The organism is Luteimonas sp. MC1828 (genome assembly GCF_016461615.1).
Lineage (GTDB): Bacteria > Pseudomonadota > Gammaproteobacteria > Xanthomonadales > Xanthomonadaceae > Luteimonas.
The window spans coordinates 564,294-583,197 of sequence record NZ_JAEMNY010000001.1; the positions used below are offsets into that span (position 1 = coordinate 564,294).

General features: G+C 69.2%; 21 protein-coding genes and 1 other RNA gene. 14 read left to right on the forward strand and 8 right to left on the reverse strand.

Annotated elements, in window-relative coordinates; genetic code table 11:
* Positions 1-4: 4 nt before the first annotated feature.
* From JHB91_RS02685 to asnS, 3 genes are read right to left on the reverse strand one after another with little or no spacing between them, the layout of a single operon-like run.
* Complete coding sequence (locus JHB91_RS02685) at positions 5-334, reverse strand: hypothetical protein (RefSeq protein WP_199472630.1); 330 nt, start codon at positions 332-334, stop codon at positions 5-7.
* An 11-nt stretch (positions 335-345) separates the two neighbouring features.
* Positions 346-651 (reverse strand): hypothetical protein, encoded by a 306-nt coding sequence (locus JHB91_RS02690; protein WP_199372711.1) that lies wholly within the window; start codon positions 649-651, stop codon positions 346-348.
* Positions 652-655: 4 nt separating this feature from the next.
* Positions 656-2,056: an asparagine--tRNA ligase gene (asnS, locus tag JHB91_RS02695; RefSeq protein WP_199471287.1), complete on the reverse strand. Its 1,401-nt coding sequence runs from the start codon at positions 2,054-2,056 to the stop codon at positions 656-658.
* An 82-nt stretch (positions 2,057-2,138) separates the two neighbouring features.
* Between asnS and JHB91_RS02700 the strand changes: the two genes are divergently transcribed.
* From JHB91_RS02700 to JHB91_RS02745, 10 genes are all read left to right on the forward strand, one after another.
* Entirely contained in the window at positions 2,139-2,480 is a 342-nt protein-coding gene (locus JHB91_RS02700; RefSeq protein WP_199471289.1) for an iron-sulfur cluster assembly accessory protein, read from the forward strand.
* A 103-nt stretch (positions 2,481-2,583) separates the two neighbouring features.
* Complete coding sequence (locus JHB91_RS02705) at positions 2,584-4,386, forward strand: DUF885 domain-containing protein (protein ID WP_199471291.1); 1,803 nt, start codon at positions 2,584-2,586, stop codon at positions 4,384-4,386.
* Positions 4,387-4,580: 194 nt separating this feature from the next.
* On the forward strand, positions 4,581-5,036 hold the full coding sequence (gene rpsF / locus JHB91_RS02710; protein WP_182821066.1) for a 30S ribosomal protein S6: 456 nt from the start codon (positions 4,581-4,583) through the stop codon (positions 5,034-5,036).
* Positions 5,037-5,047: 11 nt separating this feature from the next.
* On the forward strand, positions 5,048-5,278 hold the full coding sequence (rpsR, locus tag JHB91_RS02715) for a 30S ribosomal protein S18 (protein WP_199372706.1): 231 nt from the start codon (positions 5,048-5,050) through the stop codon (positions 5,276-5,278).
* Positions 5,279-5,381: 103 nt separating this feature from the next.
* The gene (gene rplI, locus JHB91_RS02720) at positions 5,382-5,834 is read left to right on the forward strand and encodes a 50S ribosomal protein L9 (protein WP_199372705.1); all 453 of its coding nucleotides are present in this window, start codon (positions 5,382-5,384) and stop codon (positions 5,832-5,834) included.
* Between the two features lie 194 nt (positions 5,835-6,028).
* A complete protein-coding gene (locus JHB91_RS02725) occupies positions 6,029-7,444 on the forward strand; it encodes a replicative DNA helicase (RefSeq protein WP_199471293.1) in 1,416 nt (471 codons plus the stop codon).
* A gap of 4 nt (positions 7,445-7,448) precedes the next feature.
* Positions 7,449-8,585 carry an alanine racemase gene (gene alr, locus JHB91_RS02730; RefSeq protein WP_199471294.1) on the forward strand — a complete coding sequence of 379 codons (1,137 nt, stop codon included), beginning with the start codon at positions 7,449-7,451 and terminating at the stop codon, positions 8,583-8,585.
* Between the two features lie 105 nt (positions 8,586-8,690).
* A complete protein-coding gene (locus JHB91_RS02735; RefSeq protein WP_199372702.1) occupies positions 8,691-9,368 on the forward strand; it encodes an OmpA family protein in 678 nt (225 codons plus the stop codon).
* Positions 9,369-9,467: 99 nt separating this feature from the next.
* Entirely contained in the window at positions 9,468-10,304 is an 837-nt protein-coding gene (locus JHB91_RS02740; protein ID WP_199372701.1) for a universal stress protein, read from the forward strand.
* A gap of 108 nt (positions 10,305-10,412) precedes the next feature.
* Entirely contained in the window at positions 10,413-11,141 is a 729-nt protein-coding gene (locus JHB91_RS02745) for a helix-turn-helix domain-containing protein (RefSeq protein WP_199372700.1), read from the forward strand.
* A gap of 27 nt (positions 11,142-11,168) precedes the next feature.
* Here the strand turns inward: JHB91_RS02745 and JHB91_RS02750 are convergent, their stop codons facing one another.
* From JHB91_RS02750 to ssrA, 3 genes are all read right to left on the reverse strand, one after another.
* On the reverse strand, positions 11,169-13,166 hold the full coding sequence (locus JHB91_RS02750) for an ATP-binding protein (RefSeq protein WP_199471296.1): 1,998 nt from the start codon (positions 13,164-13,166) through the stop codon (positions 11,169-11,171).
* A complete protein-coding gene (locus tag JHB91_RS02755) occupies positions 13,163-13,918 on the reverse strand; it encodes a response regulator transcription factor (protein WP_199471297.1) in 756 nt (251 codons plus the stop codon). The genes JHB91_RS02750 and JHB91_RS02755 overlap by 4 nt, the downstream gene beginning before the upstream one ends.
* Before the next feature lie 143 nt (positions 13,919-14,061).
* Positions 14,062-14,415: a transfer-messenger RNA gene (ssrA, locus tag JHB91_RS02760) on the reverse strand.
* A 155-nt stretch (positions 14,416-14,570) separates the two neighbouring features.
* Here ssrA and JHB91_RS02765 point away from each other — a divergent pair.
* Positions 14,571-16,748, forward strand: a complete 2,178-nt coding sequence (locus JHB91_RS02765; protein WP_199471298.1) for a CHASE domain-containing protein — start codon at positions 14,571-14,573, stop codon at positions 16,746-16,748.
* A gap of 5 nt (positions 16,749-16,753) precedes the next feature.
* On the opposite strand, the gene smpB is transcribed toward JHB91_RS02765, so the two are convergent.
* On the reverse strand, positions 16,754-17,254 hold the full coding sequence (smpB, locus tag JHB91_RS02770) for an SsrA-binding protein SmpB (protein WP_199372696.1): 501 nt from the start codon (positions 17,252-17,254) through the stop codon (positions 16,754-16,756).
* A gap of 55 nt (positions 17,255-17,309) precedes the next feature.
* On the opposite strand from smpB, the gene JHB91_RS02775 reads away from it, so the two are divergent.
* Complete coding sequence (locus JHB91_RS02775) at positions 17,310-17,741, forward strand: type II toxin-antitoxin system RatA family toxin (RefSeq protein WP_199471299.1); 432 nt, start codon at positions 17,310-17,312, stop codon at positions 17,739-17,741.
* A 1-nt stretch (position 17,742) separates the two neighbouring features.
* Positions 17,743-17,997 (forward strand): RnfH family protein, encoded by a 255-nt coding sequence (locus JHB91_RS02780; protein ID WP_199471301.1) that lies wholly within the window; start codon positions 17,743-17,745, stop codon positions 17,995-17,997.
* A gap of 4 nt (positions 17,998-18,001) precedes the next feature.
* On the opposite strand, the gene bamE is transcribed toward JHB91_RS02780, so the two are convergent.
* Entirely contained in the window at positions 18,002-18,388 is a 387-nt protein-coding gene (gene bamE / locus JHB91_RS02785) for an outer membrane protein assembly factor BamE (protein WP_199372693.1), read from the reverse strand.
* Positions 18,389-18,492: 104 nt separating this feature from the next.
* Here bamE and fur point away from each other — a divergent pair, with 104 nt between their 5' ends.
* Positions 18,493-18,897: a ferric iron uptake transcriptional regulator gene (fur, locus tag JHB91_RS02790; protein WP_199471302.1), complete on the forward strand. Its 405-nt coding sequence runs from the start codon at positions 18,493-18,495 to the stop codon at positions 18,895-18,897.
* Positions 18,898-18,904 lie beyond the last annotated feature (7 nt).

Below are 18,904 nucleotides of genomic sequence, written 5' to 3' on the forward strand. Positions count from 1 at the left end.
GCGCTCAGGCGCGGCCGCCGCCGAGCTGCTGCACCATGCGCGGGCGCAGGACCTCGTCGCTGTCGCCCTGCGGAGGCTCGATCGCATCGAGCATGAAGCCGCGCTCGGCGGCATCGTCGTCATCCAGGCCGTCGAACGCGACGAATTCGGCGTCCATCAGCATCGCGCGCGCGGTGTCCTCGCTGTCGTACACCAGCGTGTTGCCGTCGCTGTCGAACACTTCCGCGGTACCGGCGGCGCGCACGCGCAGGCGCGCCCAGACCACGGTGTGGCCCAGCGTCGCCAGCCACCATTCCTGGTGGGTGAATCCGTGGCCACCGGAGTCGTGTTCCATGCTGTCCCCGCTCATGACAGCGCCACCGACCACAGCCACAACAGGGCCGCGGCGACGAGGCTGCCGATCAGTGTCATCAGCGACACCCGCGCCGGCGTGGCCAGGCCGCTGAAGCGGTGGTCGCCCGCTTCGCGGTAGCCACCGTTGAGCAGCCACCACAGCACCTTCGGCTTCAGGAACGCGCCTTCGCCGAGGCGCTCGCGCAGCGCAGGGTGGCGGTCGCGCAGGTGCACCAGCGACAGCGGCCAGAAGATGATGAACGCGGACACGGCGGCGATCGCCACGCCCACGCTGCACAGGGCCAGGAACAGGAGCACGGCCTCAGTACTCCGCGTGGCCGGGCGCGCGCGGGTAGGGGATCGCGTCGCGGATGTTGGACAGGCCGCAGACGTAGACGATCAGGCGCTCGAAGCCGAGCCCGAAGCCCGCATGCGGCACCGTGCCGTAGCGGCGGAAGTCGCGGTACCAGCCGTAGTGCTCGCGGTCGAGGCCGAACTGGTCCATGCGCGCGTCGAGCACGTCCAGGCGCTCCTCGCGCTGCGAGCCGCCGATGATCTCGCCGATGCCCGGCGCCAGCACGTCCATCGCGGCGACGGTCCTGCCGTCGTCGTTGAGGCGCATGTAGAACGCCTTGATGTGCTCGGGGTAATTGGTCACCACCACCGGGCGGCCGACGTGCTGTTCGGTCAGCCAGCGTTCGTGCTCGGTCTGCAGGTCCAGGCCCCATTCGACCGGGAAGTCGAACTTGTGGCCCGACGCCTGCAGCAGCTTGATCGCATCGCCGTATTCGATGCGCTCGAACGGCGCGTTGATGAAGCCCTCAAGCCGCGTGATGGCATCCTTCTGCACGCGCTCGGCGATGAACGCCATGTCGTCACCGCGTTCGTCCAGCACCGCGCGGAACAGGTACTTGAGGAACTCCTCGGCGATGCGCGCGGTTTCGGAGAGGTCGGCGAACGCGATCTCCGGCTCGATCATCCAGAACTCGGCCAGGTGGCGCGTGGTGTTGGAGTTCTCGGCGCGGAAGGTGGGGCCGAAGGTGTACACCTTGCTCAGCGCCAGGCAGAACGCCTCGACGTTGAGCTGGCCGGACACCGTGAGGAAGGTCTCCTTGCCGAAGAAGTCGCGGCCGAAATCCACGGCGCCCTGGGCATCGCGCGGCAGGTTGGCCATGTCGAGCGTGGACACGCGGAACATCTGGCCCGCGCCTTCGGCATCGGACGTGGTCACGATCGGCGTGTTGACCCAGAAATAGCCCTGCTCGTGGAAATAGCGGTGCACCGCCTGCGCCAGGCAGTGGCGGATGCGGGTGACCGCGCCGAACAGGTTGGTGCGCGGGCGCAGGTGGGCGACCTCGCGCAGGAATTCCAGCGAGTGCGCCTTGGGCTGGATCGGATAGGTCTCGGGGTCTTCCACCCAGCCGACCACTTCGATCTCCTTGGCCTGGATCTCGAAGCTCTGGCCCTGGCCCTGCGACGCGACCAGCGTGCCGCGCGCGACGATGGAGCAGCCCGCCGACAGGCGCTTCACCTCGTCCTCGTAGTTCGCGAGCGTGCTGGGCGCGACCACCTGGATCGGCGCGAAGCACGAGCCGTCGCTGACGTTGACGAAAGAGAGGCCGGCCTTGGAATCGCGGCGCGTGCGCACCCAGCCGCGAACCGTGACTTCACCACCGGCGGGAATCCCGCCTGCGAGCGCATGCTCGACGCTGACCACCGTCATGCCTTGAATCCTTGGGGGATGGACCGAGATAGGACGGGCAGTTTACCGGACCCGCGCGACGCAACGGAGTAGAATCAACACCATGGCCATAATCCTCGCTCCCGCCGCCCTTGAAAGGGTGAAGGAATTCCTCGCCGGCGCCCCCGACGCGCTCGGCGTGCGTTTTGGCGTGCACCGCACCGGATGCTCCGGTTGGGGCTATGCCGTGGACCTCGCCCGCGACGCGCGCGATGGCGACACCGTGTTCGAACAGGACGGCGTGCGCATCTACGTCACCGCCGACAGCCTCGAGCTCGTGGACGGCACCGAGATGGACTTCACGAAGAACGGCTTGAACGAGCAGTTCGTGTTCCGCAATCCGAACGTCGCCGCCGAGTGCGGCTGCGGCGAAAGCTTCACCACCGACGCCGACAAGGCCGCCTGACGCGGGGCTGCCTGCGTCGTGGCGCAGGGCAGGGGCCCGGTGTGCGACCGCCGCGCGCCCGCGGTTAGACTCGATGGCCTTGCCCCGTATTTCCGGACCCGCCATGTCGCGCGTGCTGATGCTGTTGCTGCTGTCTCTCGCTTTCACCACGGTGGCGACTGCCGCCGACGCCCCGGCGTCTCCCTCGGCCCAGCCCGGTACCGCATCCGCCGACCTGCATCGCTTCTTCGACGAGGAGTGGGAGCGCAGCCTGCGCGAGTCCCCGGAAACGGCCAGCTACCGTGGCGATACCCGCTACAACGACCGCTGGACGGACCTGTCACCTGCGGCGATCGCGGCCCGCCAGGCGGCCGATCGTGATGCGCTGGCGCGCCTGCGCGGTATCGACCGCGCCGCGCTCACGGCGCAGGACCAGCTCAGCCATGACGTCATGGCCTGGCAGCTGGAGAAGGCTGTCGAGCGCCAGCAGTACCGCGAGTACCAGCGCGCGGTCAGCCAGCGCGGTGGCGTGCAGACCGCGGAAGGCATCGCCGAGGTCCTGCCGTTCGCGACCGTCAAGGACTACCGCGACTGGCTGGCGCGCATGCGCGGCATTCCGGCGCAGGTGGACGCCACCATTGTGTTGCTGCGCGAGGGGATGGCGGCAGGCAATGTCCCGCCGCGCGTGCTGATGGAGCGCATCCCCGGGCAGATTGCCGCGCAGGTCGTGGCCGATCCGGCGCAGAGCCCGTTCTACCGCCCGTTCTCGCGCTTCCGCGACGGCGTGCCGGCGGCGGCGCGCGCGGAGCTCGAGGCCGAGGCCCGCGCAGTCGTGGCCGGCGATATCGTGCCGGCCTACCGGCGTTTCGCCGAATTCTTCGAAGCCGAGTACCTGCCCGCGACGCGCGAGACCATCGCCGCGGCCGACCTGCCCGGCGGCAGCGCCTACTACGACTTCCTCGCCCGCCAGTTCACCACCACCGAGCTCGGTGCCGAGGAGATCCATTCCATCGGCCTGCGCGAAGTGGCGCGCATCCGCGGCGAGATGGAGCGGGTCAAGGGCGAGGTTGGGTTCAAGGGTGACCTCGCGGCATTCTTCGAGCACCTGCGCACCGATCCGGCGTACTTCCACGACACACCCGAGGCGCTGTTCGCCGCCTACCAGGCGATCTCCAAGCGGATCGATCCGGAGCTGGTGAAGATCGCGCGCACCATCCCGCGGCTGCCCTACGGCGTGCGCGCGATTCCCGACAACATCGCGCCGGACACCACCACCGCCTACTACCAGCCCGGCGCCACCGACGGCAGCCGCGCCGGCTACTACTACGTCAACCTGTACCGGCCCGAGGTGCGCCCGACCTGGGAAATGATGGCCCTCTCGCTGCACGAAGCCGTGCCCGGCCACCACTTCCAGTTCGCGCGCGGCCTGGAGCTGCCCGGCGTGCCCACCTTCCGCCGCGTCGGCTACTTCACCGCCTACGGCGAAGGCTGGGGCCTGTACGCCGAGCGCCTCGGCTACGACATGGGCCTCTACGACGACCCGCTCGACCGCATGGGCCAGCTGGCCTACGACATGTGGCGCGCGGTGCGGCTGGTGGTCGACACCGGCATGCACGCCAAGGGCTGGACCCGCCAGCAGGCGATCGACTATTTCATGGACAACTCGCCCAAGACGCTCCAGGACGTTACCAACGAGATCGACCGCTACATCGGCTGGCCCGGCCAGGCGCTGGCCTACAAGATCGGCCAGCTGAAGATCTCCGAGCTGCGCGCCCGCGCGGAGGTCGCCCTCGGGCCCGCGTTCGACCTGCGCGACTTCAACGACGCCGTGCTGGTCACCGGCTCCGTGCCGCTGGAGACGCTCGAGCAGCACATCGACGCCTGGATTGCCGGGCAGCAGGCCGGCAAGGCCGCGATCGGGGGCTGAGGAGGCCCCGCGACGGTCCCGTTGGCCGGGGCTGAAGGCCGGCCAGACCGCGATTTGCGCCAGCGGCTACCCGGCTGCCATACTTGCCGGCTCCCGTTCACCGGGAGACCTTGCCCCACGGCCGTCTGTTCCATTGCCGGGGGCTATCCGGGCCTGCGACACGCGTCGCGGCCGATATCCACAAGGAAATACGCATGCGTCACTATGAGATCGTGTTCCTGGTCCATCCGGACCAGAGCGAGCAGGTGCCTGCCATGGTCGAGCGTTACAAGACGCTCATCGAAGGCAGCGAAGGCAAGATCCACCGCCTGGAAGACTGGGGCCGCCGCCAGCTGGCGTACCCCATCGACAACCTGGTCAAGGCCCACTACGTGCTGCTCAACATCGAAGTCGGCCAGGCCGTCCTCGACGAGCTGGCCGAAGGCTTCCGCTTCAACGACGCCATCCTGCGCCACCTGGTGATCCGTCGCGAAGAGGCCGACACCGAACAGTCCCTGATCATGAAGAACAAGGACGAGAAGCCGGAGAAGACCGACCGTCCCGACCGCGGCGACCGTCCCGAGCGCGGCGAACGCCGCCCGCGTGACGACCAGGGTGAAGGCGAGGGCGACAAGCCCGAGTCGGACACCGACACCACCGAAGCCGCCTGAGGAGCACGCACATGTCCAAGTTCTTCCGCCGCCGCAAGTTTTGCAAGTTCACCGCCGAGGGTGTCAAGGAGATCGACTACAAGGATCTCAACACCCTGCGCCAGAACGTGACCGAGAACGGCAAGATCGTCCCGAGCCGCATCACCGGCACCAAGTCGAAGTACCAGCGCCAGCTGGCCACGGCCGTCAAGCGCGCGCGTTTCCTCGCGCTGATCCCGTACACCGACAACCACAACCTGTGATCGCGCGCGCCTCCCTTCCCGGGAGGCGTGTCCGCCCCACACCGTCCGTTCGGACAGCCATAGTTGCGGCGCGATGCGCCGCTAACGAATACGGAGCTCCACCATGCAACTGATCCTCCTGCAGAAGGTCGTGAACCTCGGCAACCTCGGCGACAAGGTCGACGTGAAGCCGGGCTACGGCCGCAATTTCCTGGTGCCGCAGGGCAAGGCGGTTCCCGCCACCGCGTCCAACCTGGCCGACTTCGAGGCGCGCCGCGCCGAGTACGAAGCCAAGGCCGTGGCCACGCACGACGAGGCCAACAAGCGCCTGGCGTCGCTCGAGGGCGTCAGCGTCACGATCTACGCCAACGCCTCGACCGAAGGCAAGTTGTACGGCTCGGTCGGCCCGCGCGATATCGCCGAGGCACTGACCAAGGCCGGCCATCCGGTCGAGAAGTCCGAAGTGGTGCTGGGCGAGGGCGCGTTCCGCGCGACCGGCCAGTACGAGGTCGTGCTGCACCTGCACGCCGATATCGACACCACGGTCACCGTGGTGGTGGCGCCCGAAGCCGCCTGATCCGGCTTCACGCGTTTCCGTCGACGGGCGCCGAAAGGCGCCCGTCTTCGTTTCCCGCCGTCTCACGCCGTGCGATGCCCACCGGTTATCCACAGTGTTATCTGCAGCGCTTTCCGGCGACGGGGGCTACGATGGCAATCCGACAAAGAAGAAAGGGCCGCGGCGACGGCCCCACCAGGGGAGTCCTGATACCGATGAGCGCACGACCGGGCTTCCAGCACGAAGGCCCCGCCTTCCAGGGGCGTGGCGATGCCCGGATCGAACAGCTGCGCATCCCGCCGCAGTCGGTCGAGGCCGAGCAGGCGGTGCTGGGCGGCCTGATGCTCTCGCCTGAAGCCTACGACCGCGTTGGCGACCAGCTCGACCAGACGGATTTCTACCGCCGCGACCACCAGCTGATCTTCCGCGCCATCAAGGAGCTCGCCGAGCGCAACCGTCCCTACGACGCGGTAACCCTGGGCGAGTGGTTCGAGTCGCAGGGGCAGTCGGAGATGGTGGCGGGTGGCGCGTATCTCGTCGAACTGGCCAGCACCACGCCATCGGCCGCCAACATCGTCGCCTACGCCGAGATCGTGCGCGACAAGGCGGTCCTGCGGCAGCTGATCGAAGTCGGCACCGGCATCGTCAACGACGGCTTCCAGCCGGGTGGCCGCGAGAGCTCCGAGCTGCTGGCCAAGGCCGAGCAGGAGGTGTTCGCAATTGCCGAGGCCGGCAACCGCGGCCGCACCGACTTCACGCCGGTCAACAAGGCCATGGCCGAAGCCTTCGACGTGCTGCAGACCCGCTACGCCAACGGCGGCGGGATCACCGGCCTGCCGACCGGCTACGTCGATTTCGACGAGATGACCGCCGGCCTGCAGCCCACCGACCTGCTGATCCTGGCCGCGCGCCCGGCGATGGGCAAGACCACGCTAGCGCTCAACATGGCCGAGTACGCCGCCATGAAGACCAAGAAGGCGGTCGCGGTGTTCTCCATGGAAATGTCGGCCAGCCAGCTGGCGTTGCGCCTGATCTCGTCCGTAGGCCGCGTCAACGCCACCCGCCTGCGCACGGGCCTGCTCGAGGACGAGGACTGGAGCCGCGTGTCCAGCGCGATCCGCCTGCTCAAGGAAACCAAGATCTTCATCGACGACACCCCGGCGCTGTCGCCGGACTCGTTGCGCGCCAAGGCGCGGCGCCTCAAGCGCGAGCACGACCTCGGGCTGATCGTCATCGACTACCTGCAGCTCATGGCGGTGCCGGGCAACAGCGAGAACCGCGCCACCGAGATTTCCGAGATCTCGCGCTCGCTGAAGAGCCTGGCCAAGGAGCTCAACGTGCCGGTGGTGGCGCTGTCGCAGCTCAACCGCTCGCTGGAAACGCGTGCCGACAAGCGCCCGGTGATGGCCGACCTGCGCGAGTCCGGCGCCATCGAGCAGGACGCCGACGTGATCATCTTCATTTACCGCGACGACTACTACAACAAGGAAAATTCGCCGGACAAGGGCCTCGCCGAAGTGATCATCGGCAAGCAGCGAAACGGCCCGACGGGCTCGGTGAAGCTGAAGTTCTTCGGCGAGTACACGCGCTTCGACAACCTCGCCCACGATTCGGTGGGCAGCTTCGAGTAGTGCCGTGAGCCTGCATGCCGTCGAGCGTCCGACGCGGATCCTGGTCGACCTCGACCGCATCGCCGGCAACCTGCGCGCCATCCGCACACACGCCGGCGTGCCGGTGATGGCGATCGTCAAGGCCAACGCCTATGGCCACGGCCTGGTGGAGGTGGCGCGCTACCTGCAGGCGCAGGGCGTGGAGCACCTGGGCGTGGCATTCCCCGAAGAGGGCATCGCGCTGCGGCGCGCCGGCATCACCGTGCCGATCCTGGTGCTCGGTGGCATCTACGGGCCGCAGGTGGCGCAATACCTGGTCCACGACCTCGAGATCACCGTGTCGTCGCTGGAGAAGCTGCGCCAGGTCGAAGCCGCGGCCGAATCACTGGGCCAGCGCGCAACGGTGCACCTGAAGATCGATACCGGCATGGAGCGCATCGGCGTGCACGCCTGGAGCGCCGGGCCGTTCATCGAGGCCGCCGTGGCGTCGCGCTGGATCGAGTTGGCCGGGATCTACTCGCACCTGGCCTGTTCGGACGAACCCGACTCGCCGATGACGGCGCTGCAGCTGGCGCGGTTCGATGAGGCCTGCGCGCATTTCGGGCGGATCGGCGCGCCGGTGCCGCCGCGCCACATCGCGAACTCCGGCGGCGTGCTGCATTTCCCCGAGACGCGGCTGGACATGGTGCGCCCCGGGATCCTGCTGTACGGCGTGCTGCCGGGCGCGGATGCGCGGCCCACGGTGGCGGTGCAGCCGGCGCTTTCGCTGGTCTCGCGCGTGGTCTATTTCAAGGTGGTGCGGGCCGGCCACACGGTCAGCTATGGCGGCACCTGGGCGCCCGCCGTGGACACGCGCGTGGTCACCGTGCCGATCGGCTACGGCGACGGCTATCCGCGTGCGTTGTCGTCGCGTGGCACCGTGCTGCTGCGCGGACGCGAGTATCCGATCGTCGGCCGGGTGTGCATGGACCAGTTCATGGTCGACATCGATGGCGACAGCGCGTGGAACGAGGACGAGGTGGTGCTGGTCGGCCGGCAGGGCGACGCGGAGCTGCGCGTCGAGCAGGTGGCGGCGGCGGCCGGCATGATTCCGTACGAAGTGCTGGTGGGATTGAACGACCGCATTCCGCGCGTGTACCGCAGTGGGCTATCTGAGAGCTGAATAGCCTCCGCCCCATCACCCTGCGCGGACGCGATCGCAGGTAGCGTGAGCCCCGTTCATTCTTCCCCCACCCCGGACGCTCGCCGTCCGACCCAGGAGTCCGCCATGCGTAAAGCCCCCCGAATCCTCTTCGCCACCGCGGCAGCGGGTGCCGTCCTCCTCTCGAGCTGCGCCACGTATACCGGGCAGACCAGCGATCCCAACGACCCGAACCGCACCCGCAACAACGCGTTGATCGGCGCCGGGATCGGCGCGGTCGCCGGCCTGCTGAGCGGTTCCGACGCCACCGAACGACGCCAGCGCGCGCTGGTTGGTGCCGGCGTGGGTGGCCTTGCCGGCGGCGCCGTAGGCGTCTACCAGGATCGCCAGGAAGCCGAGCTGCGCCGCCAGACCGCGGGTACCGGCATCGTCGTCGACCGCGACGGCGACGTCATCAAGCTCAACCTGCCGGACGGCGTGACCTTCGACTTCAACAAGACCAACCTGAAGCCGCAGTTCTATCCGGCGCTCAACAACGTCGCCCGCACCTTGGCGGAATACAACCAGACGATCGTTGAAGTGGCCGGCCACACCGACAACATCGGCGGCGATGCGGTCAACCAGCGCATCTCCGAGCAGCGCGCCTCGGCGGTGGGCAACTACCTCATCGGCCAGGGCCTGCAGCGCGAACGCTTCGAGATCGTCGGGTTCGGCAAGAGCATGCCGATCGCCGACAACGCCACCGAACAGGGCCGCGCGCTCAATCGCCGCGTCGAGATCCGCGTGGTGCCGCTGCGGACCTGACGATCCGTGGCGTGAGTGGCAAGGAGAAGGGCCGCCAACGCGGCCCTTCTCCGTTTGACGGGTTGTGGATGCACCTGGTGCGATCCCCGGAGCGCGCGCATGCCCAAGGACCTGTATGTACCCATCACCGCCACGCCGGGCGACGAGGCCGCAATCTCCGCAGCGCTGGCCCTGGCCCGGCGATTCGGTGCGCGGTTGACGGTCCTGGAGATCGTCAATCTCCCGGTGCCGGCATCCAATCCATGGGGATTGATGCCCGATGTCGCGATCGGCGACGTGCATGACCGTTTGCGCGCCCAGGGCCAGGCCAACGTCGAGCGCCGGCGCGCCGCACTTGCGGACAGCGGGGTGCCGTTCTCGGTCCACCTGGTCGAGGCGCTGTTCGCGGAGCCGCCGCGCCTGTCCGTCGACATGGCGCATCACGCAGATCTCTCGGTGGTCACGGGGCCGGTGAATGACGGCGTGGAAGGCAGCGTTGCGCATGACTTCGTCGCCTCGCTGCTGCTCGGTTCGGGACGCCCGGTGCTGGTCATTCCGCCAGGCGCCACCGCGCCGGAGGAGGGCGGTGCGATCCTGGTTGCGTGGCGGCCGGGGGCCGAGGCCGCGCGCGCCCTGCACGATGCCCTGCCGCTCCTGCGCGGCGCGTCGCGCGTCGACGTGCTCGCGATCGATCCGTCCCCCGGCGCCGAAGGCGGACTGGCGCTTGACGACGTCGGCGCCCACCTGGCGCGGCACGGAGTGCAGGCAAACGTGGTCGTGCAAAGCGCCCGCGGCCGCGCGGTGAGCGCGATCCTGCTCGAGCATGCGCGTGAAATGCCGGCGCAGCTGATCGTGGCAGGAGGCTATGGCCATTCGCGCTTGCGCGAGTGGGTGATGGGAGGCGTGACCCGCGAACTGCTGCTGGGCTCGCCCGTGCCGCTGCTGCTCTCGCATTGACCGCACGCGGCGGCGGTTACAAACCGTTACCAACGGTTACCTGCGGCTGCCTGTCAGGCGCACACGGCCCATTAGATTGCATCGCATCGCAATCCAGTGGAAAACATGATGCTCCAGCCCGCCCTGTCCAGTCCCTTGGAACGTCCCAGCCGCGGCGTCAGCGGCGCGTGGTCGGCCGATCGCCAGGCGCACGTCGTGCCGACGCTGGAGGCCTTGCTGCTGCGCTGGCCGCCGCGCGTGCACCGCCTGTCCGCGCGTCAGGCACTGTTCCACGCGGGCCAGCCGCGGCAGTCGCTGTACTACGTGCGGTCGGGATGTTTCCGCACCAGCGTGCTGAGCGAGGACGGGCGCGAAAAGATCACCGGTTTCCGCATGCGCGGCGACCTGCTCGGGCTTGATGCAGTGGACATGCCGGCGCACGCGTGCGATGCGGTGGCGCTCGACGCGGCGGAAGTGTGGGAACTGCCGTGCGCGCGCCCGGACGACCTGATGCCCGAAATCCAGCAGCGGCTGACCTCGATGCTCGCCGCGGAGATCCGCAGGGACTGGCGCTGGATGCTGGCCGTCGGCACGCTTGGAGCGGACCAGCGCGTGGTGGCGTTCCTGCTCGACCTCTCCGCGCGCTTCGCGGCCATGGGGCTCGACCCGCAGCTGCTGCAACTGCGCATGACGCGCGCCGAGCTCGGCAACTTCCTCGCCATCACCCTGGAAACCGTGACCCGCGCGCTGTCGCGCCTGCAGGCGCGCGGCATGATCGCAGTGGACGGCCGGCGGATCGGCATCGTCGACGAAGCCGGATTGCGTGCGGTGCTGGCGGGCGAGGATCGCTGTCACTAGGCGCGTGTCTGGCGCCGGGCTTGGTGCTCAGCGTGCCTGCAGTTCCCGGCGCACCGCTTCGGCGAGATGCTCGCGCCGCCACGGCTTGCGCAGCAGGCGCAGGCCTTGCGCACCGTCGGCGTCGGCCGCGTGCTCCTCGTCGCCTGACGTCAGCAGCACGGCAAGGCCCGGGCGCAGCGCCAGCGCCTCGCGCGCCAGCGCCTTGCCGTCGATCCCCGGGCCAAGCATGACGTCGCTGAAGAGCAGGGCGATCGCGGGGTCGTCGCGCAATGCCTGCAGCGCGGCTTCGCCGTTGGCCACGGCCTGCACCTGGTAGCCGGCGCCGCGCAGGAAGGCCATCGCGATATCGCGCACCGCGGGATCGTCTTCCACGACCAGCACGACCTCGCCCTGGCCGCTGTCGCCGGCACCGGTGTCCGCGGCGACATCGTGGGTCGCGTCCTGCGCCACCGGCACATAGAGCCGCACCTGGGTACCGCGCCCCGGCACGCTGTCGATGGCCAGGTCGCCGCCGCTCTGGCGCGCGAAGCCGTACACCATGCTCAGCCCCAGGCCGCTGCCGCGTTCGCGGCCCTTGGTGGTGAAGAACGGTTCCATCGCATGCGCCAGGGTGTCGGGCGCCATGCCGCAGCCGGTGTCGTGCACGCCGAGGCGCAGATAGTGGCCCGCCGGCATTTCAACGCCGGCCGCTCCACCAACCTGCTCGTCGGCGACATGCTCCTCGGCCGCGGAGAACAGGATCTCGCCGCCGCGGCCCAGCGCGTCACGCGCGTTGAGCGCGAGGTTGAGCAAGGCCGCTTCAAGCTGGCCGGCATCCACGTAGGCGCGCGGCAGGCGGGGTTCGACCTGCACGCGCAGGCGCACGGCATCGCCCAGCGTGCGCCGCAGCACCTGTTCCAGGTCGTGCAGCAGCCGCGGTACGTCGACCGCGCTCGGCTGCAGGCGCTGCCGGCGTGCGAATGCCAGCAGCTTGGCGGTGAGCTCGGCGCCGCGGCCCACCGAGCGCAGCGCGCTGGCCAGCAGCGCCTGGCCGTCGGCGCTCACGACTTCCGGCTCAAGCAGCTGCAGGCTGCCGGACATCACCGTGAGCAGGTTGTTGAAATCATGTGCCACGCCGCCGGTGAGCTGGCCGATCGCGTCCAGGCGCTGCGCATGCGCGAGGTGCTCCTCCGCGCGGCGCTGCTGGACATAGGTGGACAGCGTGGTGGCGGCCGTCTGCAGCAGGTGGCAGGCGTCGTGGTCGAAGCGGCGCGGCTCGCGCGATGCCGCCAGCAGGGCGCCCGAGACGCGGCGGTGCTCGAATACCGGCACCAGCACCGCGCTGCCGTAGGGCGGCAGCGGCAGCGGGAACAATCCGGCCGCGGACGGATCGGCGGCGATGTCACCGATGATCCAGACCTCCTGGTGCTGCCCGGCGAACGGCCTCGGCACGGTGCTGCCCGCTTGCCAGCCGGGGCCCGATGCGCCGCGCACGGCGGCCGCCTGCTGACCGGATGCGGCCGAGACGATTGCCACCGACTCCACGCCGAGCGCTTCCGCCAGCAGCGGCGGCAACTCTTCGATCAGGTTGGACTCCGCCGGTGCCTGCAGCGCGAGCTGGCCGATGCGCGCCGCGATTGCGTCGTAGCGGGCACGGGCCAGTGCCTGCTGCACGCGCTGGCTCCCGGAGATGTCGCGCACCGACGCGAGGAAGCGCTTGCCTTCCGCGCTGTCGAGCGGGCTGAGCGCGATCTCGATCTGGAACCGGCTGCCGTCGCTGCGCAGGCCGACCAGCGTCTGCCCGGTGGCGCCCATCGGCCGCACGTGCGGGGCCGCCATGTAGCGGTCGCGATAGACACGGTGGCGCGCGCGCGCGCTTTCCGGCACGAGGTCTTCGATCTCGAGGCCCGCCATCGCGCCGCGCGCGTGTCCGAACAGGACTTCGGCGTGTGCGTTTGCGCGCACCACGCGGCCTTCGCCGTCGACCACGAGCAGCGCGTCCGGGACGGCCTCGAACAGGCCCGGGATGGGAGCCCCGGCGCTCATGCCGGGCTGACGTCGGCGGCGAACAGGTAGCCGGCGCCGCGCACCGAGCGGATCAGTTCGGGCGCGGCCGGGTCGCGCTCGATCTTGCGCCGCAGCCGTGCGATGCCGACGTCGATGGCGCGGTCGAACGGGCCGGCCTCGCGGCCGTGCAGGGTGCTCATCAGCTGGTCGCGGCTGCGGACTTCGTTGGGGTTCCGCAGCAGGGCGCGCAACAGGTCGAACTCGCCGGTGGTCAGCGGGATGTCGCGGCCTTCGGCATCGGCGAGCCGGCGCGCGCCGAGGTCGAGCACCATGCCTTCGAATGCGAGGCGTCGGGCCGGGGCGGCCACCTGGGCCTGTGCGCGCAGGTCGGCCGCAGCGGGCGCGCGCCGCAGCACCGAGCGCACGCGTGCCAGCAGCTCGCGGAAATCGAATGGCTTGGCGACGTAGTCATCGGCGCCGAGCTCCAGCCCGACCACGCGTTCCACCGCTTCGCCGCGGCCGCTGACCACGATCACCGGCACTCGCCACTGCTGGCGCAGGTGCTGCAGCAGCGCCAGGCCGTCCTCGTCGGGCAGGCCCAGGTCGAGGAGCACCAGGTCCGGCAGCGTGCCGGTCATGGCCTGGCGCAGGTCGGCGCCGCTGGCGGCGCTGGCGACCGCGAATCCGTTGCCGCCGAGGTAGCGCGACAGCAGGTCGACGATGTCGGCGTCGTCGTCGACGACAAGCACGCGCGGGCGGGCGTCGCCGGTCGCGAGGGAGTCGGTGGTCATGCGGCCAGGCAACGCTGGAAAGGAGGCGCGTCCATGGTGCATAGGATCGCACAGGCCTTGGTTGCAGCGCCCGGAGCACGCGTGCATGCGCCGGGCTCCAGAACGAAAAAACCCGACCGTGTGGGGTCGGGTTCGTTCGTGGATGGTGGAGGTGGGGGGAATCGAACCCCCGTCCGAAGGCACTCCATCCCCGGCACTACATGCTTAGCTCACCGTTGGGTCTCGTCCTGCGGCAGCACAGTGGGCGAAGCGCACCCCAGGACCAGCCTGTTTTTGTTAAGCCGCGGTTGACAGGCAACCACCGCAGCCGGTTCCGTGATAATGACCCTACATCCACGAGCACGGGCACAAGTGGGTTCGGGGCTTACGCCTTAAGCGGCGAGAGCGTAGTTGTCGTCGTTGGCAACTAGAGTTTTGCAGCTGGATTTACGAGGAAAGCTACCCCCTCGGCATGCGCCAGGCGATTTCGCGACCCCCGTCGAAGCCAGTGCACCCCCATTGATCGGGAAAGCTGGCATCTGCCGGAAGGCAGTGAAACTGCGAGACAGGTCAAGTATAGGGTCGCGCGGGCCCGGTGCAAGGTCGGCTCCGGAACGGGCGCGCAGCGTCGTTCAGCCGGATGCTGCTGCGCGCAGCCGGTATGCTCGTGCCGATGGCAGCCAATGACGCCCTGTTGTCACCCGACGCCCTGCCATCGCGCCACGGCTACCTGCTCGCCGCGGTGGTGCTGGTGGCGTCTCTCGCGCTGGTGGCCATCTATGCCACCGGCGCAGGCACGCGCGAGCGCGAGCTGGCGCAGGCGCGCCTGGCGGGCGAAGCCGAGCAGGTGGTGGCGCGGCTTCGCCAGCAGCTCCTGACCTACGAGCTGATCACCCGGGGCGGCGTGTCGCTGTTCGCCACCGTGCAGGCGCCAAGCCCGCAGCAGTGGCGCCATTACACCGATGGCCTCGAGCTGGACCGCAGGTTTCCGGCCATGCTCGGGCTCTGCTACGCCGAGTCGCTGTCGCCGGCGGCCCTGCAGGAGCTGCAGCTGAAGCGTCGCGCAGCTGGACTGGGGCTGTTCCGGGTCGATCCGCCGGGCGCGCGCGCGCAGTACGGCCCGGTGGTGATGCTGGAGCCGCGCACCATCGGCAACATCAACACAATCGGTTTCGACATGCTCCACGAGCCCGCGCGCGCGGCGGCGATGCTGGCCGCGCGCGACAGCGGCGCCGCACGCATCACCGCGCCGCTGCAGTTGGTGCAGGCGGGCGCGGGCCGCGGCCTGGTGATCTATGCGCCGGTGTACCGCGCGGGCATCGTGCCGTCCAATCCGTCCGCGCGCGCCGCCGCGCTGGCCGGCTGGGTGTGTGCGCCGTTTCGTCTCGACAGCTTCGTCCTGCAGGCGGTGGCGGACGCGCCCGGCACGCCACGCCTGCGCATCGTCGACATCGGGGAGGGCGGCGAGACGCTGGTGTATCCCGCAGACGCCGGCCTGTTCCCCGATGGAGACATCGCAGGCGTGAGCCACAGCGTGGAAGAGCAGGTGTACGGGCGGCGCTGGCGGCTGGACTTCCAGCAGACGCGGAGCAACGGCGGGTCGGCGTTGCTCGGCACGCAGGGCACGATCGTGCTCGGCATGCTGGCGTCGTTCCTGCTGTTCGCAGTGGCGCTGTCGCTGGCGCGCACGCAGTCGCGCGCGCAGCAGATCGCGGCGCGGATGAGCGAATCGTACCGGCGCAGCGAGCTGCGCTTCCGCAGCGCGATGCGGTTTTCGGCGATCGGCAAGGCCTTGCTGGACCGGGATGGCCGCGTGGTGGACGCCAACCTGGCACTGGCCGACATCCTGCGCGCCTCGCCCGAGGAGCTCATGGGGCGCGTCTTCCAATCGTTGTTCAGCGGCACCGGCGACGCCGCCGAAGAGCGTTCGCGCGCGGCGACCGGCAGCGTCTACCGCGTGACGCGCGAGCTCAGGCGCGACGACGGCGAGTTGCGCCACGTGCTGCTGACCTACGCGCAGGTGCCGGGTGAAGTGGGCCAGGACGTGGCCAGCCTGGCGCAGGTGGAGGACATCACGGACCGCGTACGCGCCGAGGCGCAGGTCAACGCGCTCAACCGCACGCTCGAGGCGCGCGTGGCGCTGCGCACGCGCGAGCTCACCCGCGCCAACGAGGAGCTGGAGTCGTTCGCGTACACCATCTCCCACGACCTGCGCGCGCCCTTGCGGGCGATCGACGGGTTCACCCGTGTGCTCGGCGAACGGTATGCCGGGGCCTTCGACGAAGCCGGCCGTGGCTATCTCGCGCGGGTGCGCGCGGCGACCGCGCGCATGGGCGAGTTGATCGACGCACTGCTGAAGATGTCGCGGGTGTCGCGCGGCGAGCTGCGGCGCGAGCCGCTGGACCTTTCGGCGATGGCCAGCGACATCATCGCCGACCTGCGCCAGGACGAGCCGCGGCGGCAGGTGGATGTCGAGATCGAACCCGGGCTGCAGGCCTCGGGCGACAGTGCCCTGGTCAGGAACCTGCTCAACAACCTGCTTGGCAATGCCTGGAAATTCACCCGTGACCGCGAGCGTGGCCAGGTCGCGTTGCGCCGGATCGACATCGCAGGCGAGACGTGGTTCGAAGTGGCCGACAACGGCGTCGGCTTCGACGAGGCTTATGCCGGCAAGCTGTTTCGCCCATTCCAGCGCCTGCACGCGCAGGACGAGTTCGTGGGCGAAGGCATCGGGCTGGCCTCGGTCAAGCGCATCATCGAACGCCATGGCGGCAGCATCGCCGCGGAGGGCAGGGTGGGCGAGGGCGCGCGTTTCCGCTTCACCCTGCCGGACGAGACGGCAGTCGGCTGAGCCGGTCAGGCGTCGCGGTTGTGGCGACGCATGACGCGCTGCTTGTCGCGCGCCCAGTCACGGTCCTTGGCGGCATCGCGCTTGTCGTGGGTCTGCTTGCCCTTTGCCAGCGAGATCTCGATCTTGACCTTGTTGCCCTTCCAGTACATCGCGCTGGGCACGATGGTGTAACCGTCGCGTTCGACCTTGCCGACCAGCATGTCGATCTCGCGGCGGTGCAGCAGCAGCTTGCGCGTGCGGCGGTCATCGGCCACCACGTGGGTGGACGCCTGCAATAGTGGCGTGATCTGCGCGCCGAACAGGAAGATCTCGCCGCTGCGCACCACCGCGTAGCTCTCGGTGATGTTGGCGCGGCCGGCGCGGATCGCCTTCAGCTCCCAGCCCTGCAGCGCCATGCCGGCTTCGAAACGGTCCTCGAGGTGGTACTCGTGGCGCGCGCGCTTGTTGAGCGCGATCGTGCCCCCGGTGCCGCTCTTTCCCTTATCCTTGCCAGCAGTCTTGCCCATCGCGTCATTCTCACACGGCACGGGGCGGGAAAGAAACGCGAGACAGCCTGCCTCCATGCCCATCATCAAGCGCTCAGCCCTGGTCGGACACGCCGCGTCGCGGATGTTCGCGCTGGTCAACGACATCGCGGCGTATCCGGCGCGGTTCGCGTGGTGCGATGGCGCCGAAGTGCTCGAGTCCTCACCGGAACGCGTGCTCGGACGCCTCGAACTCGGCATCGCCGGCATGCACACCTGGTTCACCACCGAGAACCTGCTCACGCCGCCGCACCGCATCGACATGCACCTGCGCGATGGTCCGTTCAAGCGCCTCGAAGGCCGCTGGGAATTCCATGCGCTGGACGAGTCGGCGTGCAAGGTCACGCTGAGCCTGGATTTCGAGCCGCGCAGCCGCCTGCTGGCACCGGCGCTGAAGCTCGGCTTCCAGGGGCTGGCCGACCGCATGGTCGATGATTTCGTGCGCATCGCCGACGATCCGGACGCCTGACATGCGCGTCGAGGTGGTGCTCGCGTTTCCTCGCACGCACCGCAGCGTGGAGCTGGAGCTGCCCGCGGGTGCGCGCGTGGCGGACGCCATCGATGCCTGCGGCCTGCCGCTGGATGCGGTCGATGGCTATGCGGTATTCGGTGAGCGTGTCACCGCCAACACCGCGCTGCGCGATGGTGACCGCGTCGAGCTGCTGCGGCCGCTGCAGGTGGACCCCAAGGACGCGAGGCGGCTACGCGCCGCGCGCGCGCGCTGAGCGATCAGCGCTTCTTCTTGTCCTTGGCGAGGTTCGGCCCGAACGCGCGGCGAACGTCCTTGATCAGTTCATCGTCGCGATCGGGGAACTGGTCGCCTTCCCACTTCGCCAGTCTGTCGCCTTCGAACCACAGCGTGAGGTTGTGCACCTCGGTGCCGCCGATGCGACCGGTGCGCTCCGTGGCCGTGTAGTCCCAGCGCTCCTGGTGGAACGGGTCCTGGATGGAGGGCGTGCCGAGCAATGCCGACACCTGCTGGCGGCTCATGCCGGCTTGCAGCTGCGCGACATCGCCGCTCTTCAGCAGGTTGCCCTGGTAGATCGGCTGTTTGTAGACGAGGCCGCAGCCGGTTGCGAGGCAGGCGACGATGACGGGGACGAAGAGCTTGCGCATTGGAACCCAGGGACGGCGGATATCCCCGCGATGATACACTCGACGAGCCGCCGCGACCGGCTCCACGGCAGCTGGCACCCCAATCGCCAATGAACGGAACAGGCATGGAAACCCATGAGCTTCGCAAGGCCGGGTTGAAGGTCACGCATCCCCGCATGCGCATCCTTCAGCTGCTCGAGCAGAAGACCTCGCACCACCACATGACCGCCGAAGACATCTATCGCCACCTGCTTGAAGGCGGCGATGAGATCGGCCTGGCCACCGTCTACCGGGTGCTCACCCAGTTCGAGGCGGCAGGGCTGGTCCTGAAGCACAATTTCGAAGGCGGCACGGCGGTCTACGAGATCGACCGCGGCGGCCACCACGACCATATGGTCGACGTCGACACCGGCCGCATCATCGAGTTCGAAAGCCCCGAGATCGAGGAGCTGCAGAGCAGGATCGCCGCGCAGCACGGCTACATCCTCGAAGAGCACTCGCTGGTGCTGTACGTGCGCAAGAAGCGCTGACCGCGGG